Raw genomic sequence first — 20,870 nt, 5'->3', positions numbered from 1 at the left:
TTTGTAGTTCAATTTTTAAATGAATAACCGATCATGCTTTCAAATCGCTTCAGATTAAACGAAATGTTGGTGTTTGCATACCGACTATTTTTAGCATTCTTTTTTTATTTTATAGCGAGAGTTTTATTCTATTTGTACAATAGCGATTTGCTTGCTGTTGATTCTGTAGGTCAGTTTCTAAAACTCGCCTATCACGGATTGACTTTTGATAGAATGGCTATTTTTTATGTCAACGGCTTATTTATTCTCCTGTCGATTGTTCCTATTGTAAAAAGTACAAGTAAAGGATATCAAAAAGTAGTGTTTTGGAGCTATATCATTCCCAATTTGTTAGCATATGCAACAAACTTTATCGACTTTATCTACTATCGATTTATTTATGCTCGCACAACGATTGCTGTATTTGACAGTTTAGAACACGAATCTAATAAAGGGCAATTGTTTCTTAATTTCTTAGTGAACTACTGGCATGTTTTTGCTTTGTGTATTGGACTTTGTGTGTTGTGGGTGTACCTGTATAAACGCGTAAAATTTACTAAACCACTGGAAATAGAAAGCAAGAAAAATTACTATCTATCTAGTGTATTTATCTTTGTTTTAGTAGCGGTTGGATTTATTGCTGGTGTACGTGGAGATTTGAAAAAAACAACACGACCGTTGAATATCATTGATGCCAATCGCCATGTAGAAAAACCAGAACATGCCGATATTGTATTGAATACACCTTTTGCTATTTTGCGTACTATAGGTAAAACGAGCTTCAAAAAAGTACAATACATGGACGAAGCTACGTTAAATCAGTATGTAAGTGGAACAAAACAGTATTATTCTACTGATCCATCGACGCCAAATATTGTACTATTCATCACCGAAAGTTATGCAAGGGAATATATTGGGGCTTTTAATCAGGATATGAATATTCCCAACTTTAAAAGCTATACACCTTTTATTGACTCCTTAGCACAACACAGTTTGATTTTTCCTAATGCTTTTGCCAACGGATATAAATCAATTCACGGGGTATCGTCTGTCATTGCGGGAATTCCGTCGTTTAAAGATGCTTTTACATCTTCGCCTTTCCCGAAACAAAAGATAGAATCATTGGTTTCGACTTTGAAGTCAAAAGGATATGATACCTCTTTCTTTCACGGTGCACCAAATGGTTCTATGGGCTTCTTAGGCTTTGGAAATATTTTGGGCTATGATCACTATTATGGTAAGACAGAATACAACAATGATGATGATTTTGATGGTACATGGGGTATTTGGGATGAACCGTTCTTTCAATACATGCGCAAAACGCTAAACGAGAAAAAAGGACCTTTCTTCGCAACACTATTTACGGTTTCTTCTCATGAACCGTTTAACGTACCGGAACAATACAAAGGAAAATTCCCAAAAGGCAATCAACAAATTCACCAAACGGTTGGCTATACAGATTATGCATTCAAACGCTTTTTTGAAGAAAGTAGCAAAGAACCGTGGTTTAAGAATACGATTTTTGTTATCACAGCGGATCATACCAATCAAATTGATTATGATGAATACCGAAAATTAGTTAACCGCACTGCTGTTCCTATTTTGTTCTATACCGCTGATGAGCGTTATAAAGGAGTAAACAAAGAATTAGCACAGCAAATCGATATTTATCCAACATTGTTAGATATGATTGGATATGATAAACCCTTTAGAAGTTGGGGTAGAAGCTTGTTGAATGATTCTATCGTAAAGCCATTTACCATCAACTATGGTGGAAATGAATATACGTACCAAGAAGGAAACTATATCGTTCGCTTCAATGGAAAAGAAGTAACTGGATTTTATGCCATTAGCGATAAAGGATTAGAACACAACTTAATTCAACAGAAAAATAAAGAAATGGAAACACTTGAAATGAAGTGTAAAGCATTTGTTCAAGATTATTTCGATCGAATTATCGATAAGCGATTGGATTAGTTGACGGATGTTCGTTGTTTGTTGTTCGTTGATTGTTGAGATGATGAGATGATGAGATGATGAAATCGGAACGCAGTGAAGATTCATCGAACACCAAAACAAATATAAACTAGGTGAGATAGATGAGGAAATCAAAAAAACAAGCTAAAGACGTTGTTCGTTGATTGTTGTTCGTTGATTTTGCTAAAATAGGTGTATTTTCTTTAAAACACCAAACGACAAACATCAAACGACAAACATTTCAATTGCTAATCCCTTTATACAGAAATGAGTAAATTTTAAAGTTATTTTACGACTTCTAAAATTAGAACAATAGCTGGAAAAGTTGTACTTTTGCCAAGTTTTATTCTTTACAACACAACAAATAAACATAAATGAGACAAGCTAAGTATATTTTCGTGACAGGGGGCGTTACGTCATCCCTAGGAAAAGGAATTATAGCAGCATCGCTAGCAAAATTGTTGCAAGCGAGAGGTTATTCGACAACAATTCAAAAATTTGATCCGTATATCAACGTGGATCCAGGAACGTTAAATCCATATGAGCACGGAGAGTGTTTCGTGACAGATGATGGAGCAGAAACGGATTTGGATTTAGGGCATTACGAGCGATTTTTGAACGTTCCAACTTCTCAAGCCAACAACGTAACAACAGGACGTGTATACTTATCTGTTATTGAAAAGGAGAGGAGAGGAGAGTTTTTAGGAAAAACGGTTCAAGTTGTACCACACATCACCAATGAAATTAAAGATCGCATGCAGTTGCTTGGTAAAACAGGTGACTATGACATCGTAATTACAGAAATTGGTGGAACAGTTGGGGATATCGAATCGTTACCTTATATCGAATCGGTACGTCAGTTGTTATGGGAGTTAGGAGACAATAATGCGATTGTTGTACACTTAACTTTGGTGCCATACTTAGCGGCAGCAGGTGAATTGAAAACAAAACCAACGCAACATTCTGTAAAAACGTTAATGGAAAGCGGAATCAAAGCGGATATTTTGGTGTGTAGAACGGAGCACAACTTGAGTTCTGAGATTCGTCAAAAATTAGCACAATTCTGTAATGTAAAACCGGAAGCGGTGATTCAGTCAATTGATGCAGAAACAATTTATGATGTTCCAAACTTAATGTTGCAAGAAGGGTTAGATAAAGTAGCATTAAAACGCTTAGACTTACCTGAAAAGCAAACACCAGATTTAGTGAAATGGAACGAGTTTATCCACCGTTTAAAATTCCCTAACCACGTTGTAAATATTGGTTTAGTAGGAAAATATGTGGAATTACAAGATTCATATAAATCAATTTTAGAGGCTTTAGTACACGGTGGTGCACAAAACCAAGCGAAAGTGAATATTATTACGATTCAATCGGATTTAATTACAGCAACCAACGTAAACGAGAAGTTGAAGAACTTAGACGCTATTTTAGTTGCTCCAGGATTTGGATCACGTGGTATTGAAGGAAAAATTGAAACTGTAAAATTTGCAAGAGAAAACAATATTCCTTTCTTGGGTATCTGTTTGGGAATGCAAATGGCTGTTATTGAGTATGCTAGAAATGTGCTGGGATATCAAACAGCCAATACTACCGAAGTAAACGAGAGTACACAATATCCTGTAATTACTTTTATGGAAGACCAAAAAGATATTACAGACAAAGGAGGTACCATGCGTTTAGGTGGATGGGATTGTAAATTGAAAGAAGGTTCTAAAGTGTTTGATATTTATGGCGATAGTATGATCAATGAGCGTCACCGTCACCGTTATGAATTCAACAACCAATATTTAGAAGACTTTGAAAAAGCAGGATTAACTGCATCAGGTTGGAATCCGGAAACAGGATTGATCGAAATTGTTGAATTGGATACACATCCATTCTTCGTTGGAGTTCAATTCCACCCAGAGTACAAGAGTACGGTAGCAAAACCGCACCCACTTTTTGTTCATTTTGTAAAAGCAGCTATTGATTATAAATCCAACTAATCAATAGACTTTTTATATAACAAATTTTATCACTTACAAATTAAGTAATGGAAGGAAAAAAATTAGATCGTAACAGTATCATTGGCTTTGTAATTATTGCCGGATTGCTTATTTGGTTGATGTTGAACAACATCAATAAAGAAAAAGAATCCATACAAAAGGATACTGAATTAGCACAGAAAGAAAGTATTAAACAAGAACAATCCGCTACTTTTGAAAAAGCGCTTCAAGCACCAGCTGTAGAAGGAGATTCTTTACAAACTGAACAAATCCGCGCTACATTCGGACCTTTTGCTTATAGTGCTACGTTACCAGCAGCTAAAGGAGGAACTACAACTTTAAAAACGGACTTACTTACACTTGAAGTTGATAATAAAGGAGGAAAATTATCGCATGTAGTTGTAAATAACTTTAAGCGTTTTAGCAAGGATTCTGAAGAAATCGTTGCCTTGATCAAAGATCAAAATGCCAACTTTAACTTGCAATTATACACAACGGATAATCGCGTATTCAATACGGAAGACTTATACTTCGAACCAACAGTAACGAAAGAAGGGGAGAACCAAGTGTTAGCTATGCGCTTAAAAGCTTCTGAAACAGAGTTTTTAGAGTATCGCTATGTATTGAAACCGAATGATTATATGCTTGATTTCTCGATCCGTACGCAAGGATTAAGCAAAATTGTAGACGTTTCTAAAACGCCAGAATTAAACTGGGAAATGAAAACATACCGCAATGAAAAAAGTATTGCGTATGAAAATAGATACGTTCGCTTATACTATGAGCACGAAAAAGGAAAAGACAACAACCTTAGTGAGTCGAGCAAAGACGATACAAAAGAGTTGAAAGACGTTTCTTATATCGCGTATAAACAACACTTTTTCACGTCGATCTTATTGACAGACAAAAATTTCGAAAGTGCTACGCTAAATACAAAGAATTTAGTAGCGGACGAAAAAGTGGATACCGTATTCACGAAACAATTTACAAGTGCTATTCCTTTAAATTATAGCAATGGAGAGTTGAACTACGATATGAACTGGTATTTTGGTCCATCAGATTTCAAAATATTAAAATCATATGACCGCAACTTAGATAATATCGTTCCATTAGGATGGGGAATTTTCGGATGGATTAACCGTTTCTTGTTTATTCCTGTATTCGGATTATTAACAAGCTTCTTACCTTACGGTATTGGTATTATTGTATTGACGATTTTAGTTCGTTTATTTACTTCACCTTTAACGTATAAATCGTACGTATCTCAGGCGAAAATGAAAATGATTCGCCCAGAGGTTAATGAGTTAAACGAGAAGTTTAAGAATGATCCAATGAAGAAACAGCAAGAGACGATGAAATTGTACTCTAAAGCTGGGGTGAATCCAATGGCTGGATGTATTCCTGCCTTATTACAGATCCCAATCTTCTACTCGTTGTTCCAGTTCTTCCCATCGTCATTTGATTTAAGACAAAAGAGCTTCTTATGGGCAGATGATTTATCATCGTATGACTCAGTGTTGCAATTGCCATTCAATATTCCTTTCTATGGTAACCACGTGAGTTTATTCCCATTATTAGCGTCTATCGCAATCTTCTTCTACATGAAGATGACAACAGGAGATCAACAAATGGCACAACCTACACAAGAAGGGATGCCAGATATGAGTAAAATCATGAAAATCATGATCTACGTATCTCCAATCATGATGTTATTTTTCTTTAATAACTATGCTTCAGGTTTATCGTTGTACTACTTCATCTCGAACTCTATTACAATCGGAATTATGTATGTAATTAAAAACCACATTGTAAAAGATGAAAAGATCTTAGCTACCATCGAAGAGAATAAAACGAAAAAGCGTCCACAAGGAAAATGGCAACGCAAAATGCAAGAAATGATGGAACAAGCACAAGAACAACAACGCTTGAAAGATCAAAATAAAAAATAGGTAACAGTTAACGGTTAACGGTAAATTATCGATAGAAGAAAAACCATTCCTTTGTAGGGATGGTTTTTTTTTGTTCGTCGTAGAGATTATCGTTTAAAGAGAATACTTCCTTATTTTAGCAAAATCTACCAATACCTCACAAACCTCACATTTTTTTGCTCTTTGCTCTTTGTGAAGTTGTAAATTCTCTACAAAGAACAACCCACACAAACCGCACAAACCTCACAAACCGCACAAACCTCACAACCCTCACATTTTTTTGCTCTTTGCTCTTTGTGAAGTTGTAAATTCTCTACAAAGAACAACCCACACAACCCACACATTTTTTTGCTCTTTGCTCTTTGTGAAGTTGTAAATTCTCTACAAAGAACAACCCACACAACCCACACATTTTTTTGCTCTTTGCTCTTTGCTCTTTGTGAAGTTGTAAATTCTCTACAAAGAACAACCCACACAACCCACACAACCCACACATTTTTTTGCTCTTTGCTCTTTGTGAAGTTATAAATTCTCTACAAAGAACAACCCACACAAACCTCACAAACCTCACAAACCTCACAAACCTCACAAACCTCACAACCCACAGAACCCGTCAACAGTTAACTGTCAACCAATAATGCATTTGTCCCCCATTTGTCCCCCCTCTAAATGCGTATTATTTCTTAAGAAAAGCCTAATTTTGCGAAATTAACTTAAGGGTGTTTTATGTATTGCATTAGAATAGATAGGTAAACACCTTTAAACTCACATCCCCTTACGTATGAAAAAGACGATTCATTATTTATTCTTTTTTATTTTTTCGCTACAGTGTAGCTTTTTACAAGCACAACCTTATCAACCCCTAGTAATAGATGGTTATAATGCCGATGTTATTGCTAATGGTGTTGGAGCGGTTGGTACCTCAACTACACATGATATCGATAGTGCAGGACATTATCTGCTTGCAGAGGATTGGAAGTTAGATGCGAATCAATCTTTGAGCGGAACAGGTTTACCTATGAGTGGTCGTATTTCTTCTGCTTCTGTACCAGGAATGGAATTTCTTTTGCAAAATTACAGTGCGAATAATTCGATTCGTTTAACTACTACTACATCAAGTGTCATATCTAACTTAGCAACACCTGTAAAGGCGAGAAAACTTTTTGTCCTAACTACGGCTGGATTAGCAAGTACAGCGTTAGAAGTAACGGTAATTTTTGAGGATGATACTACAGAAATATTTTCAAGCCGCGTACCCGATTGGTTTAATGGAACTTCTTTGCCTGTGGTTCATAAAAATTTTGGGCGATTAACAGGCGCAAATATTTTAGAAAAACCAACAGATAACCCTAGATTATATCAAGTTACTTTAAATATTAGTAAACAAAATCAGCTAAAGAAAGTCAAGCAAATTAAGTTTTTACGTCTCATTTCATTTGAAGGGGTTCTAAATATTTTTGCTGTTTCAGCAGAATTACTAGATAGTTGTCCGAGTCCTGAATTTGTTGAATTTAGCAAGTTAACGATGAATAGCGTAGTTGCAACAGTCGATTTACCAGTGTTGCCAGCAACAACCTATCAATATGAATTACGTACCTCTGGTTTACCGGGGTCTGGGAACACAGGACTCGTTCAAAGTCAAGATTTTAGTGAAAGTAACAATCAGATCACTTTTACTAATTTAGCCAATGCAACAGCATTTTTCTTCTATGTTCGTTCGTTTTGCTCAGATACAAATCAAGGGTATTGGAAAGGACCTTTTACTTTTACTACCTTATGCAATGCTGTGAATACCCCCTATAAGGTACCGTTTGATGCAGTGGATGCTCCAAATGCGCCTGCTTGTACGACGATTTTAAATGCAAATGAAGATGATTATACTTGGATCACAGAAAGAAATATCATCGGTTTTGAAGGTCCTACTTTGAGATACCGATATAATCCTACTCAATCAGCAGATGATTGGTTTTTTACCCGTGGAATTAATGTAACTAGAGGAGAAACGTATCGTTTGCGATTTAAGTATAGAGATAAAAGATTTAATGAAAAGCTACGCGTAAGTTTGGGGAAATTCGCTTATCCCGAAGCGATGACCACTGAAATTTTTAATGTAGATACAGGCGGAACGGATCAAGTAACAGATAAATTAATTGAATTTACAGCGGATGAAACGGGTGTTTTGTATATTGGTTTTCAAGTACATTCCCTTGCAGATCAATTTTTATTATACTTGGGCGATATTGAAGTAACACAGTCAAGTTGCCATAGATTACTTTGGGGGTTAAGTGGATGGGTGTGTGAAGGCGGGCCTGTAACCTTGGAGGCTCAGGCTAATTATGGCACACTCCGTTGGTATGACTCGCGAACGAGTACGGAAGTTTTAGGAGAAGGCTCTACTTTTGTAACTCCTCCCTTAACAGAATCAAAAAGTTACTATGTCAAATCCTATTTAGAAGATAGCAAAGGAGGTAAACAAAGTTTATCTACCAATTCCAATGATACCCAAACGAATGCAACTTGGGGAATTTCATTTGATCTACTAGATCCAGGCACGATTAAAAGCACCACAGTATACGCCAGTCAATCGGGAAGCATCCGCGTTGCGATTCTAAATTCAAGTGGAAGAGAGGTATATGTATCAGATGTTATAGCGATTAATGCCGCGGGTCCTACTGTACCAATTACTGTCCCTTTAAATGCTGAATTAAATGCAGGCAATGGGTATAAAATGATTTTGAAAGAGGTAAATAATGCGAAGCTTTTTATTGATCAAAAGGTACTTTTTCCGATATACGATAGCCACAATAGTTTGAGGGTAACTTCTAGTTTAACACCTGTAGAGAATCGAGCTTTCTATGCCTATTTTTTTGAACTGGTATACCAAAGAGCATGTACAACCTCAGGTGTTATGCTCGATGCTACAGTAGTTAAAGCAGTTGCACCTACAGTGGATCAGGCCATACAACATTTTTGTAGAAGCTCAAATCCAACATTGGCAGATATAGCAATAACAGGAACAAATATTAGCTGGTATGCAAATGAAACTGGGGGTGTCGCATTGCCTAATACGACTCCTTTGGTACACAATACAACCTATTATGCTTCTCAATTTCTCTATGCTTGTGAAAGTCCGATGCGTACTGCCGTAAAAGTAGTCGTAGAAGAAGCTCGCCTTCAAACATCAGGAATGAATGTGCATTATAATTATGGAACCGATTCCCAAACGGTTGGAACTAGTATTTATAATGCACTAGGTTCAACAGAGTTGCAATGGTACACAGAGGAGACAGGTGGTTTACCTGTTGATACTCCAGCCTTTTCTAACTTAGCTGTAGGAAATTATGACTATTGGGTGAGTGGAGTAGTAAATGGTTGTGAGAGTATAAGAAGTCGTATCGGTATGACTGTACGTCCTGTGTCTGTATGGGTGACTGCACAACCTACTAGAAAAGTGTATGGAGAGGAAGATCCTGCTTTGTTATATCGTGTTAGTGGGTTGGTCAATGATGATGAATTAATGGGAAGTTTGACTCGTGTTCCAGGAGAAGAGGTTGGTACTTATGTAATTAGCAGAGGAACCTTGGCTGCTTCGTCTAATTATATACTTAATGTGGATAATGCGAACTTTAGAATTCTTCCCGCAACAGTAACCGTAACCGCAGAGTCTCAAACTAAAACCTATGGAGAAGCAGACCCTGCTTTAACTTATACAGCCTCAGGCTTACAATTTAATGAACAAGCCTCAGCTGTATTTTCTGGAGAGTTAACCCGTACTGGAGATGAAGCGGTTGGGAATTATAGCATTACACAAGGAACTTTAGAGACTACGGAAAATTATACCTTAGTGTTCGAAGAAGCCGATTTTACTATCACTCCTGCTACAGTCATTGTAACTGCAAATCCTCAAACCAAAACCTATGGAGAAACAGATCCTCCCTTAACCTACACGGTTGCAGGATTACAATTTAATGAACAAGCCTCAGCTGTGTTTTCTGGAGAGTTAACTCGTATACCGGGTGAAACTAAGGGAATCTATGCTATCGAGCAAGGATACTTAGGCGCAAACTCTAATTATATCTTCAATTATGTAGGAGATAATCTTACGATTGATGCAGCAGCATTAACCGTAACGGCAGAACCTCAAATCAAAACCTATGGAGAAGCAGATCCTGCTTTAACCTACACGGTTTCTGGCTTGAAAAATAACGAAGAAGCTTCAACTGTATTTACAGGAAGTTTAACGCGTGTTGCAGGTGAAGCCAAAGGTCTCTATGCTATTGAAAAAGGAAGTTTAAGCGCTAACGCTAATTATACGTTCAATTATGTAGGAGATAATCTTACGATTGGTGCAGCGGAATTAACCGTAACGGCAAATCCTCAAACCAAAACCTATGGAGAAGCAGATCCTGCTTTAACCTACACGGTTGCAGGATTACAAAACAACGAAGATGCTTCAAGCGTATTCACTGGAAGTTTAACGCGTGTTGCAGGTGAAGCCAAAGGAACGTATGCTATTGAAAAGGGTAGTTTAATCGCTAACGCTAATTATACGTTCAATTACGTTGGAGATAATCTTACGATTGATGCAGCAGCATTAACCGTAACGGCAGATCCTCAAATCAAAACCTATGGAGAAGCAGATCCTGCCTTAACCTACACGGTTGCAGGATTACAAAACAACGAAGAAGCTTCAACCGTATTCACCGGAAGTTTAACGCGTGTTGCAGGTGAAGCCAAAGGAACGTATGCTATTGAAAAGGGTAGTTTAATCGCTAACGCGAATTATACGTTCAATTACGTTGGAGATAATCTTACGATTGATGCAGCAGCATTAACCGTAACGGCAGAACTCAAAACGAAAACCTATGGAGAAGCAGATCCTGCCTTAACTTACACGGTTGCAGGATTACAAAATAATGAAGAAGCTTCAGCTGTGCTAGCTGGAAGTTTAACGCGTGTTGCAGGTGAATCAGTTGGGAACTATGCTATTCAACAAGGTACTGTAGCCCTAATTTCTTCGAATTATACACTAACGTATGACAGTGCAAATTTCGAGATTCAGTCTGCTACTTTAACCGTAACGGCAGAACCTAAAACGAAAACCTATGGCGAAGCCGATCCTGCCTTAACTTACACGGTTTCAGGATTACAAAATAACGAAGAAGCTTCAGCTGTGCTAGCTGGAAGTTTAACACGTGTCACAGGTGAATCAGTTGGGAACTATGCTATTCAACAGGGAAGTTTAGTCGCTACGGCAAATTACAACATGGTGTATGAAGGAGCTGATTTCACAATTACACCAGCTGAATTGATCGTAACAGCAACTGCACAAACCAAAGCTTATGGTGAAGTAGATCCTGCTTTAACCTATACCGTTTCCGGATTACAATGGAATGATGATATAGCAACAGTAATGCAAGGTACATTGAATCGTGAAAGTGGAGAATGGGTAGGAACATATCCAATAAAACAAGGGAATTTAGCAACTACAGCCAATTATACTTTGACTTTTGTTGGTGCTCATTTAACGATTCATCCGATTGAGTTACGCATTTCTCCTCTGCCAAACCAAAGCAAAGTATACGGACAAGTCGATCCTGTCTTAGCCTTTACGGTTAGCGGATTGAGTAATGGAGATACCCTAGGAGATGCGTTAATAGGAACGCTTGGTCGTACAAATAGTGAAAATGTTGGTCTTTATTCTTATAAGTTAGGAAGTCTACAAGCTGTGCAGAGCAATTATAACCTAGTCCTCGTTGATGAAGAGCATTTTGCAATTACACCAGCGCCAATTGCAATTGTGGTTAATCCAAACCAACAAAAAAGAGTAGGACAAGCTGATCCTGTGCTGACGTATACCGTTACAGGGTTACAGCGAGGGGATTATCCTGCCAATGTAATGATGGGACAATTAGAGCGAGAGATAGGTGAATCGGTGGGGATGTATGCTATTGAGCAAGGAAGTTTGGCACCTCGTTCAAATTATACCATTCAATCGTTTACAGCGGGTGTATTTGAAATTAAAAAAGGAGCGATTACTGGACTTACACTACCTGCTCAATCTTTTGTTTACGATGGTGAAGTGAAGCGTTTACAAGTAGAGGGACTATTGGCGGATGGAGCCGTAATAACCTATGAAAACAATGACCAAACTCAAGTTGGGCGCTATACTGTTGCAGCAACAATTGATTATGGTACTAACTATGAGCCGTTGCGTTTATTGGGAATATTGACTATTACCTCTGCAGAACAGCATATTCGCTTTACTGCACCTGCGCTAGTAGTGATGGAAGATATCCCAACGTTACAACTACAAGCAACGGCAAGTTCTGGATTGCCGATTTCGTATACAATAGACGATCCGACAATAGCTGTTGTTGATGCAGCAGGGAACCTTCGCTTCTTACAGCCAGGAGTTGTAACGGTATCCGCACACCAAGAAGGGGATTCAAATTACAAAGCAGCAACTCCTGTTATTCAAACCATAGAAGTAACAAGTAGAGATGCCAGTATTTGGAATCTGCAACTAGATGGTGTAGATTATGGTAAAATCGAAGGAGAATTACAAGTGGTATTGAGTTGTGAGTACAACCAAGAGAAAGTACATTTTGTTGTTACTACCCAAAATGGAGCAGTTGTACAACCATCCCATGATTTTATTGTTCCCGTTCCTGCCTATGGAAGATATGAACAAGTGATTACGGTACAGGCACAAAATGGAACGGTTATCCAAACGTATAAAATCGTAATTGATAAACGCATGCCAACGGAAAACATTGTATTCCAAAAGTATGGTAACGTCTTATTGGTCAACAACAACAAACATACCAATGGAGGCTATGTATTTAGTGCATATGAATGGTTTAAAAATGGCGTGTCTATCGGTAAAAAACAATTCCAATCAGCAGGTAGTGATTCCGGAACCACATTCGATGCTTCTGCTGTTTATGAAGTAGAATTAACGCTTCACAACGGCCAAAAGATAAGAAGTTGTCCGATTGCACTTGAAAGTAAACAAGCTACTAATTGGGCAGTTTATCCAAATCCAGTAGAAAAAAGTGCTTGGTTAAGCGTTCGCTTGGATGGCAACTATCAAGAAACAATAAGCTATGCGATTTACAGCATCAAAGGACAATTGATCAAACGCGGTGAAGTGGATTCAACGAGAATGGGAATTGAAATCCCCGCAACCGTTGCCACAGGATCGTATTACTTGGTTTTAAAAATCGCTGACAAGCAAGAAGGAATCCAATTTATCATCAAATAAGGGCGGATTACATCCGCCCATAACCACTAGCAACACAATGAAACAATATTTTTACCTTGCCGTTTTTTTAATTAGTGTAGGCTATACTGCACAGGCGCAGTATAAACCTTATTATTACAAGAATCACGAAATTGGCGTAATAGCAAAGGCAGGAATGTCGCAAAACTACGGTAGTCTACCTACTCAAATTTCGACTGATTTTAAAATGAGTACGGCAGTAGGAATTCAATACGATTATTATCTCAACGCAACGTGGAGTTTGGGAATTGGAGGACAATATGCTATGCAAACCACAACTTTTACAGCTAATAATCTAAAAGGAAATAGCGAAGAAGTCGATTGGGAGAATGAAAAATTTGTTTTTAGCTACCACGGAAAATCCTACAAAGAAGAGTGGAAAGTTTCTCAACTAAATATTCCATTAACCGTGCAATACGTAGGGAAGGGAGAAAGAGCTTTTTATGCTCGAACAGGAATACAGTATTCGTTGATCATGAGTAATAAAACTACAGTAACGTGGAGTGGCTTGCAAACTTCGGGCTTTTTCCCTCAATACAATCTACTGTTAGATCAAGATTTATTGTATGCGGGATTTGCTTATCAAGAGCAAGTCGAAGCCAAACCCAAGTTAGACTTAAAAGACCGTTGGGCGTGGATTGGAGAAGTGGGAATGAAATACAACATCAAAGACAACCAAAATTTATATGTTGGAGTATATTTTGATTTAGGTGTCAACAACCAAAAACCAGACATACAAACATCCAAAGAACAAGTACTGATGTACCAACCTGTTGAAAATGATGCCTTGGTGTATAGTAGCATTCAAGAAAGCTCAAACGCCGTGTTTAAAAGTTATAACTTCGGTATTCAATTACGCTATGGATTTGGGTTGTAATTAATGGTTAACAGTTAACGGTTAACAGAAAATAGGTATAGAAAGATAGACCATCCCTTTGTAGGGGTGGTTTTTTTGTTGGTGGTTGGGTGGTGAGGTGATGAGTCGAACCTCACAACTCCCAATGAAAGCCTTTCTTAATACAACGGTAAAAACGTATTAAATTAATTCATTTCTCCTTACCTTTGTAGCTTAGTTTTTTTAAAATATGAAAAGAGTAGTAGTAGGACTTTCAGGGGGGGTAGATTCAAGTGTTGCCGCCTACTTATTGAAAGAACAAGGATACGAAGTGATCGGATTATTCATGAAAAATTGGCATGATGATTCTGTGACAATTTCGAACGAGTGTCCCTGGCTAGAAGATAGCAATGACGCTCTGATGGTTGCCGAGAAATTAGGCATTCCTTTTCAAACGGTAGATTTAAGTGAACAATATAAGGAGAAGATAGTAGACTATATGTTTAAGGAGTATGAGAATGGTCGTACCCCAAATCCTGATGTACTGTGCAATAGAGAAATCAAGTTTGATGTTTTCATGAAGATTGCTTTAGAATTAGGAGCTGATTATGTAGCTACAGGACATTATTGTCGCAAAGCGGAAGAAGAGGTTGTATTAGAAGATGGTACAACTCAAACCGTGTACAAATTATTAGCGGGAGTAGATCCATCAAAAGATCAATCGTATTTCTTATGTCAATTATCACAAGAACAATTGGCTAAAGCTTTATTTCCCGTTGGGGAGTTATACAAATCTAAAGTAAGAGAAATTGCTGCGGAAGCAGATTTAATTACGGCGGAGAAGAAAGATTCACAAGGTTTGTGTTTCATAGGAAAAGTGCGTTTGCCAGAATTTTTACAACAACAATTAAAACCCAAAGACGGTTTTATTTACGAGATACCGCGTGATGCAGCAACATTTACACCTGTTGAGAAACAAGCATTTGCTACGTTAGAAGAAGAGTTGTATGCTGAGGCTAAAGCGTTTACTTATTCACCTGAAATGGGTAAAAAAGTAGGAGATCACTATGGGGCACATTATTTTACAGTGGGGCAACGTAAAGGATTGAATGTAGGAGGAACCGTAGAACCCTTGTTTGTTATTGCTACTGATGTAGTAACCAATAGTATTTATACTGGACAAGGAAATACACACCCAGGGTTGTTTCATCGCACTTTATTTGTGCAAGAGCATGAAATTCATTGGATCAGAGAGGATTTGAAATTGGAAGTAGGTGAGACGATGCAGATTAAAGCGCGTATTCGCTACCGTCAACCTTTACAAGACGCAACGTTGTATAAAATGGAAAAAGGGATGTATGTTCGTTTTAGCGAACCGCAATCAGCTATTACAGAAGGACAATTTGTATCTTGGCACATAGACGAAGAGTTAATAGGCTCTGGAGTCATCTCTAAAGTAGAATAACCTAAAAACAAAACACATGGCACAAAATAGAATAACTGCCCTTTTTGGCATACAATACCCTATCATACAAGGGGGAATGGTTTGGAATAGTGGCTATAAACTTGCCAGTGCAGTAAGTAATGCAGGAGGTTTAGGTCTATTAGGAGCAGGGTCTATGTATCCAGATGTTTTGAGAACACATATTCAAAAGTGCAAGCAGGCAACGGACAAGCCTTTCGGTGTAAACGTTTCGCTTTTGTACCCAGATTTGGAAGAAATAATGCGAATTATTGTGGAGGAAGACATTAAGATCGTCTTTACTTCTGCTGGGAATCCCAAGTTATGGACCCCTTTTCTAAAAGCACATGGAATAACAGTAGTTCATGTAATTAGCTCCTCCAAATTTGCATTAAAAGCTCAAGAAGCAGGTGTAGATGCAATTGTTGCGGAAGGATTTGAAGCAGGTGGTCACAACGGAAGGGAAGAGACTACTACCTTTACCTTGATACCCATGGTAACGGAGAAAGTTAGTATTCCTGTGCTTGCAGCAGGAGGAATTGCAACAGGACGCGGTATGCTAGCAGCTATGATTCTCGGTGCAGAAGGTGTACAAATGGGAACTCGTTTTATCGCTTCCACAGAAAGTTCTGCACATGATGCATTTAAAGACAGAGTGATCAACGTTCAGGAAGGAGATACAATTGTAACACTCAAAGAATTAGCACCTGTTCGACTAATTAAGAATGAATTCTATCAAGGAATAGCTTCCCGATATGAAAAAGGAGCAACAACAGAAGAACTGCGCACTTACCTCGGTAAAGGACGATCCAAAAAAGGAATGTTTGAAGGAGATTTAGTTGAAGGAGAATTAGAAGCAGGACAAGTAGCTGGATTAATACACCAAGTAGAACCTGTAGCCCAAATTATAAAGACTGTAATGCGTGATTTCCGAGAAGCGCAACAAACAACGTTCGATTTTTAAAAGAATCTGATGCAATACCAAGACTCGGGAACGAGTGAAAAATGATTCGATTTTTTGTAATATTCTAAAAACCATGCGATTTTTAAATAAAAACTTCGTATGGTTTTTTGGTATATACTAATAATCTTTTATTTTTATAGAAAGTAAAATAAACTAAAATAAACCACACACTACAGATGAGTTATTATAAAATAGAAAACCTTGAACAATATTTCAAGCACTATAAAAAATCAGTGCGAGAACCTAGAAAGTTTTGGAGTAAAATTGCAGAAGAAAACTTTGTATGGTATCAAGTTTGGGATAAGGTATTTCAATTTGATATGGAGGAATCTAAATTTGAGTGGTTTGTCAACGCAAAGCTCAATATCGTAAAAAACTGCGTCGATAGACACTTAGCAAAAAGAGGAGAGAAACCTGCTATCATTTTCGAACCGAATAATCCAGAAGAACCACAACAGATAATTACGTATAACGATTTGTTCAATCGCGTTTGTAAAATGGCAAATGTATTGAAAGAACAAGGCGTGAAAAAGGGTGATCGCGTTTGTATTTACTTACCGATGATTCCCGAACTAGCGATAGCAATGTTGGCTTGTGCTCGAATTGGTGCAATTCACAGTGTTATTTTTGCTGGATTTTCATCTTCTGCAGTAAGTAAGCGAATTAATGATGCGGACTGTCATTATGTTATCACTTCTGATGGAAGTTTTAGAGGTAACAAAACCATCCCATTAAAACCCATTATTGACGAGGCATTAAAATCGTGTCCTTCAGTAGGACAAGTTTTGGTTGTTGAGCGTACGGGAGCGGATACTGCTATGCAAGAGGGCAGAGATATTTGGTTAAACCCATTATTAGAAGCAGCTTCAACAAATCATGTGGCACAAGTAATGGATGCGGAAGATCCTTTGTTTATTCTTTATACTTCTGGTTCTACTGGAATGCCAAAGGGAATGGTGCACACTACTGCAGGTTATATGGTGCAAACCGCTTATTCATTTAAAAATATTTTTGACTATAAAGACGATGATATTTTTTGGTGTACTGCAGATTGTGGATGGATTACCGGACACTCGTATATCGTATACGGACCTTTGTTAAACGGTGCTACAACCGTTATGTTCGAAGGTGTCCCAACTTATCCAACACCAAGTCGTTTCTGGGATATTATCGATAAATATAAAGTAACGCAATTTTATACTGCACCAACAGCGATTCGTTCTTTAATGACAGAAGACTATAAGTATGTAAACGAACATGACTTATCTAGTTTACGTGTAATAGGCTCTGTTGGAGAACCCATTAACGAAGAAGCATGGCACTGGTATAATGATCATGTTGGGAAGAAGAAATGTCCTATCGTAGATACTTGGTGGCAAACAGAAACAGGAAGTATTTTAATTTCACCACTGCCTTTCATTACTCCTACAAAACCAACGTATGCAACCTTACCTTTACCAGGTATTCAAGCTGTATTGATGGATGAAAAACGAAATGAAATCGAAGACAATCAAATCGACGGTTCTCTTTGTGTAAAATTTCCTTGGCCATCCATGGCACGTACAATTTGGGGAGATCATCAACGTTATAAAGACACGTATTTCAGTCAGTTTCCAGGAAAGTATTTCACCGGAGATGGTGCACTGAGAGATGAAGTGGGATACTATAGAATTACAGGACGTGCAGATGATGTTGTGATTGTTTCAGGACACAATTTAGGTACAGCTCCAATTGAAGATGCAATCAATGAGCACCCAGCAGTTGCAGAGAGTGCTGTAGTAGGGTATAAACACGATATTAAAGGAAATGCTTTATATGGTTTTATTACCTTGAAAGTAGAAGGAGAATACCGCGATCGCGAAAATGTTATCAAGGAAATCAATCAATATATCAGTAGTCATATTGGTCCAATTGCCAAGTTAGATAAGATTCAATTCGTCGAGAGTTTACCTAAAACTCGATCAGGCAAAATTATGCGTAGAATATTACGTTCAATCGCGGATGGAGAAACTAAAGATTTCGGAGATGTTTCAACGTTAATTAATCCAGAAGTGATTGAAAAAATCAAAGACGGAAAAATTTAATACAATAGTAGTGAGGCTGAAAAGGCTCGCAAGTACAAAAAAAAAGCTTGAGTTTTAACTCAAGCTTTTTTTTTGTACTAAGATGAACACGTATTCTTTTGAAGGAATTTATTCCTGTAATAGTACTTTGTAATTCGCAAAATACGAACCTCTCATATTGTCAACTTTAATAGCTAAAAGTAATTAATGACATCTAAAAAACACATGATTTAGGTGATATCCAAAGTTTTATGGTTGTGTTAGGAAGTTATTGACGTACTAAAAGGTGTTTATTGTTTGTGTTTTTAGTTGATTTTGAGGTGTTTTTTACTGATATATTATAAAAGGAATTTTGAGCGCTTTTGTGTTAATTACTTATTGTTTTTCTTTTTTACTTATTTATTTGGATGATTTCTCTCTTTGTCATCGAAAATTATACAGTATCTCCACTTTTATTTTTGCGAAAAGTCACTATTAGAGAATGTTTGTTTGATAAAAAATCTCAAAATTAAGTTTGAAAATAACAATTTTATAATTATACCCTGTTAGTATATTGTTGGTTATTCATTTTTATGGTGTTTTTGAGGGTTTAATTATTCTTAAATTTAATAAATTATTGAGTAAAATTTATTAAAAATTGTAATATGATTAGAAAAGTTATTCCATTGATGGCGTTGTTTGCAACTGGTTTTGTAACTGCCCAAGTTGGTATTGGAACAGTAACTCCTACTAATTCAAGTCAACTTGACATCGTCTCGGATAAAAAGGGGGTTTTATTTCCGAGAGTCACGTTAAAAGGCGAAAAAGATAAAGCACCTATCGAAGGTGATTTAGTAGAAAGTTTATTTGTATATAATTTAGGAGATGTCAATTTACCCGCTGGATTCTATTATTGGGATAAAGAGAAATGGGTGCGTTTACTAAATTCACAATCCTATGTTAATACAACGAACGTAAGTTTTAGTTTGATTAATGATTTTCTAACAGTTACAGATTCAGAAGGTAATACTGTTTCTATGGCGGTTGAAGATATTGCGGCCAACTCTAAGTTTATTACGGAGGTTGTCAATAAATTAACGGGTAAATATGGTAACGTTTATTACAATACGACAGATCATAAATTCTATTATATTAAAGAAGACGGTACGCATCAAGTAATTACTTGGGATGATTTAAATACAACCAACGTAAGTTTTACATTGGAAGAAGACTTTTTAATGGTAACAGACCTTGATAATAGATCTGTGAGGTTACACGTTCAGGATATTGCAGCGAATTTAACTTTCGTCAGAAAACTTGTTGATAATTCTAGTTTCATTTCGGAGTTGATCAATAAGTTAAAAGGCAAATACGGTAACGTTGTCTACAATGTAACAGAGAAGAAATTCTACCACATCAAAGAAGACGGTACTCAAGAGCTTATCGATTGGACAGACTTTAATACAACCAACGAAAGCTTCACTTTGGTGAACGATATGCTGACAATTACCGATTCAGATGGAAACACGGTTGAATTAGATGTAACTGAAATAGCTAATAACACGAAGTTTGTGACTGAATTGACAAATAATATGTCGTTGATCACTAATATCGTCAACAAGTTAAAAGGCAAATACGGTAACGTTGTATATAATGTAACAGAGAAGAAATTCTACCACATCAAAGAAGACGGTACTCAAGAGCTTATCGATTGGGCTGATTTCAATACAACCAACGAAAGCTTCACTTTAGTGAACGATATGTTGACAATTACCGATTCAGATGGAAACACGGTTGCCTTAAACGTAGAAGAAATTGCGAGCAATACGAAGTTCATCACCAAGTTGACAGAAAACGAAACGTTGATTAATAACATCGTCAACAAGTTAGCTGGTAAATACGGAAACGTAGTTTACAATGTAACAGAGAAGAAATTCTACCACATCAAAACTGACGGAACTCAAGAAGAGATCGATTGGACAGACTTTAATACAACCAACGAAAGCTTCACTTTGGTGAACGATATGTTGACCATTACCGATTCAGATGGAAACACGGTTGAATTAGATGTAACTGAAATAGCTAATAACACGAAGTTTGTGACTGAATTGACAAATAATATGTCGTTGATCACTAATATCGTCAACAAGTTAAAAGGTAAATACGGAAACGTTGTTTACAATGTAACAGAGAAGAAATTCTACCACATCAAAGAAGACGGCACTCAAGAAGAGATCGATTGGGCTGATTTCAATACAACCAACGAAAGCTTCACTTTAGTGAACGATATGTTGACAATTACCGATTCAGATGGAAACACGGTTGAATTAGATGTAACTGAAATAGCTAATAACACGAAGTTTGTGACTGAATTGACAAATAATATGTCGTTGATCACTAATATCGTCAA

8 protein-coding genes and 1 pseudogene are annotated in these 20,870 nt (G+C 37.1%); all 9 read left to right on the top strand.

Annotated elements, in window-relative coordinates:
• Positions 1–33: 33 nt before the first annotated feature.
• Positions 34–1,956: an LTA synthase family protein gene (locus tag H4K33_RS11320; RefSeq protein ID WP_182649011.1), complete on the top strand. Its 1,923-nt coding sequence runs from the start codon at positions 34–36 to the stop codon at positions 1,954–1,956.
• 374 nt (positions 1,957–2,330) lie between these two features.
• Positions 2,331–3,944: a CTP synthase gene (locus tag H4K33_RS11315; protein ID WP_182649009.1), complete on the top strand. Its 1,614-nt coding sequence runs from the start codon at positions 2,331–2,333 to the stop codon at positions 3,942–3,944.
• Between the two features lie 47 nt (positions 3,945–3,991).
• The gene (gene yidC / locus H4K33_RS11310) at positions 3,992–5,893 is read left to right on the top strand and encodes a membrane protein insertase YidC (RefSeq protein ID WP_182649007.1); all 1,902 of its coding nucleotides are present in this window, start codon (positions 3,992–3,994) and stop codon (positions 5,891–5,893) included.
• A 760-nt stretch (positions 5,894–6,653) separates the two neighbouring features.
• Positions 6,654–13,139, top strand: coding sequence for an MBG domain-containing protein (locus tag H4K33_RS11305; protein ID WP_182649005.1), 6,486 nt, complete (start codon positions 6,654–6,656; stop codon positions 13,137–13,139).
• Positions 13,140–13,176: 37 nt separating this feature from the next.
• Entirely contained in the window at positions 13,177–14,034 is an 858-nt protein-coding gene (locus tag H4K33_RS11300; RefSeq protein ID WP_182649002.1) for an outer membrane beta-barrel protein, read from the top strand.
• 208 nt (positions 14,035–14,242) lie between these two features.
• On the top strand, positions 14,243–15,457 hold the full coding sequence (gene mnmA, locus H4K33_RS11295; protein ID WP_182649000.1) for a tRNA 2-thiouridine(34) synthase MnmA: 1,215 nt from the start codon (positions 14,243–14,245) through the stop codon (positions 15,455–15,457).
• 16 nt (positions 15,458–15,473) lie between these two features.
• Positions 15,474–16,418, top strand: coding sequence for a nitronate monooxygenase family protein (locus H4K33_RS11290; RefSeq protein WP_182648998.1), 945 nt, complete (start codon positions 15,474–15,476; stop codon positions 16,416–16,418).
• Positions 16,419–16,594: 176 nt separating this feature from the next.
• Positions 16,595–18,502 carry an acetate--CoA ligase gene (gene acs, locus H4K33_RS11285; protein WP_182648996.1) on the top strand — a complete coding sequence of 636 codons (1,908 nt, stop codon included), beginning with the start codon at positions 16,595–16,597 and terminating at the stop codon, positions 18,500–18,502.
• Between the two features lie 623 nt (positions 18,503–19,125).
• Positions 19,126–20,870: pseudogene (locus tag H4K33_RS11280) on the top strand (hypothetical protein); the annotation flags it as partial.

Source organism: Myroides sp. WP-1, assembly GCF_014145635.1.
Taxonomy (GTDB): Bacteria; Bacteroidota; Bacteroidia; order Flavobacteriales; family Flavobacteriaceae; genus Flavobacterium.
This window is presented reverse-complemented; position numbering and strand designations above follow the sequence as displayed.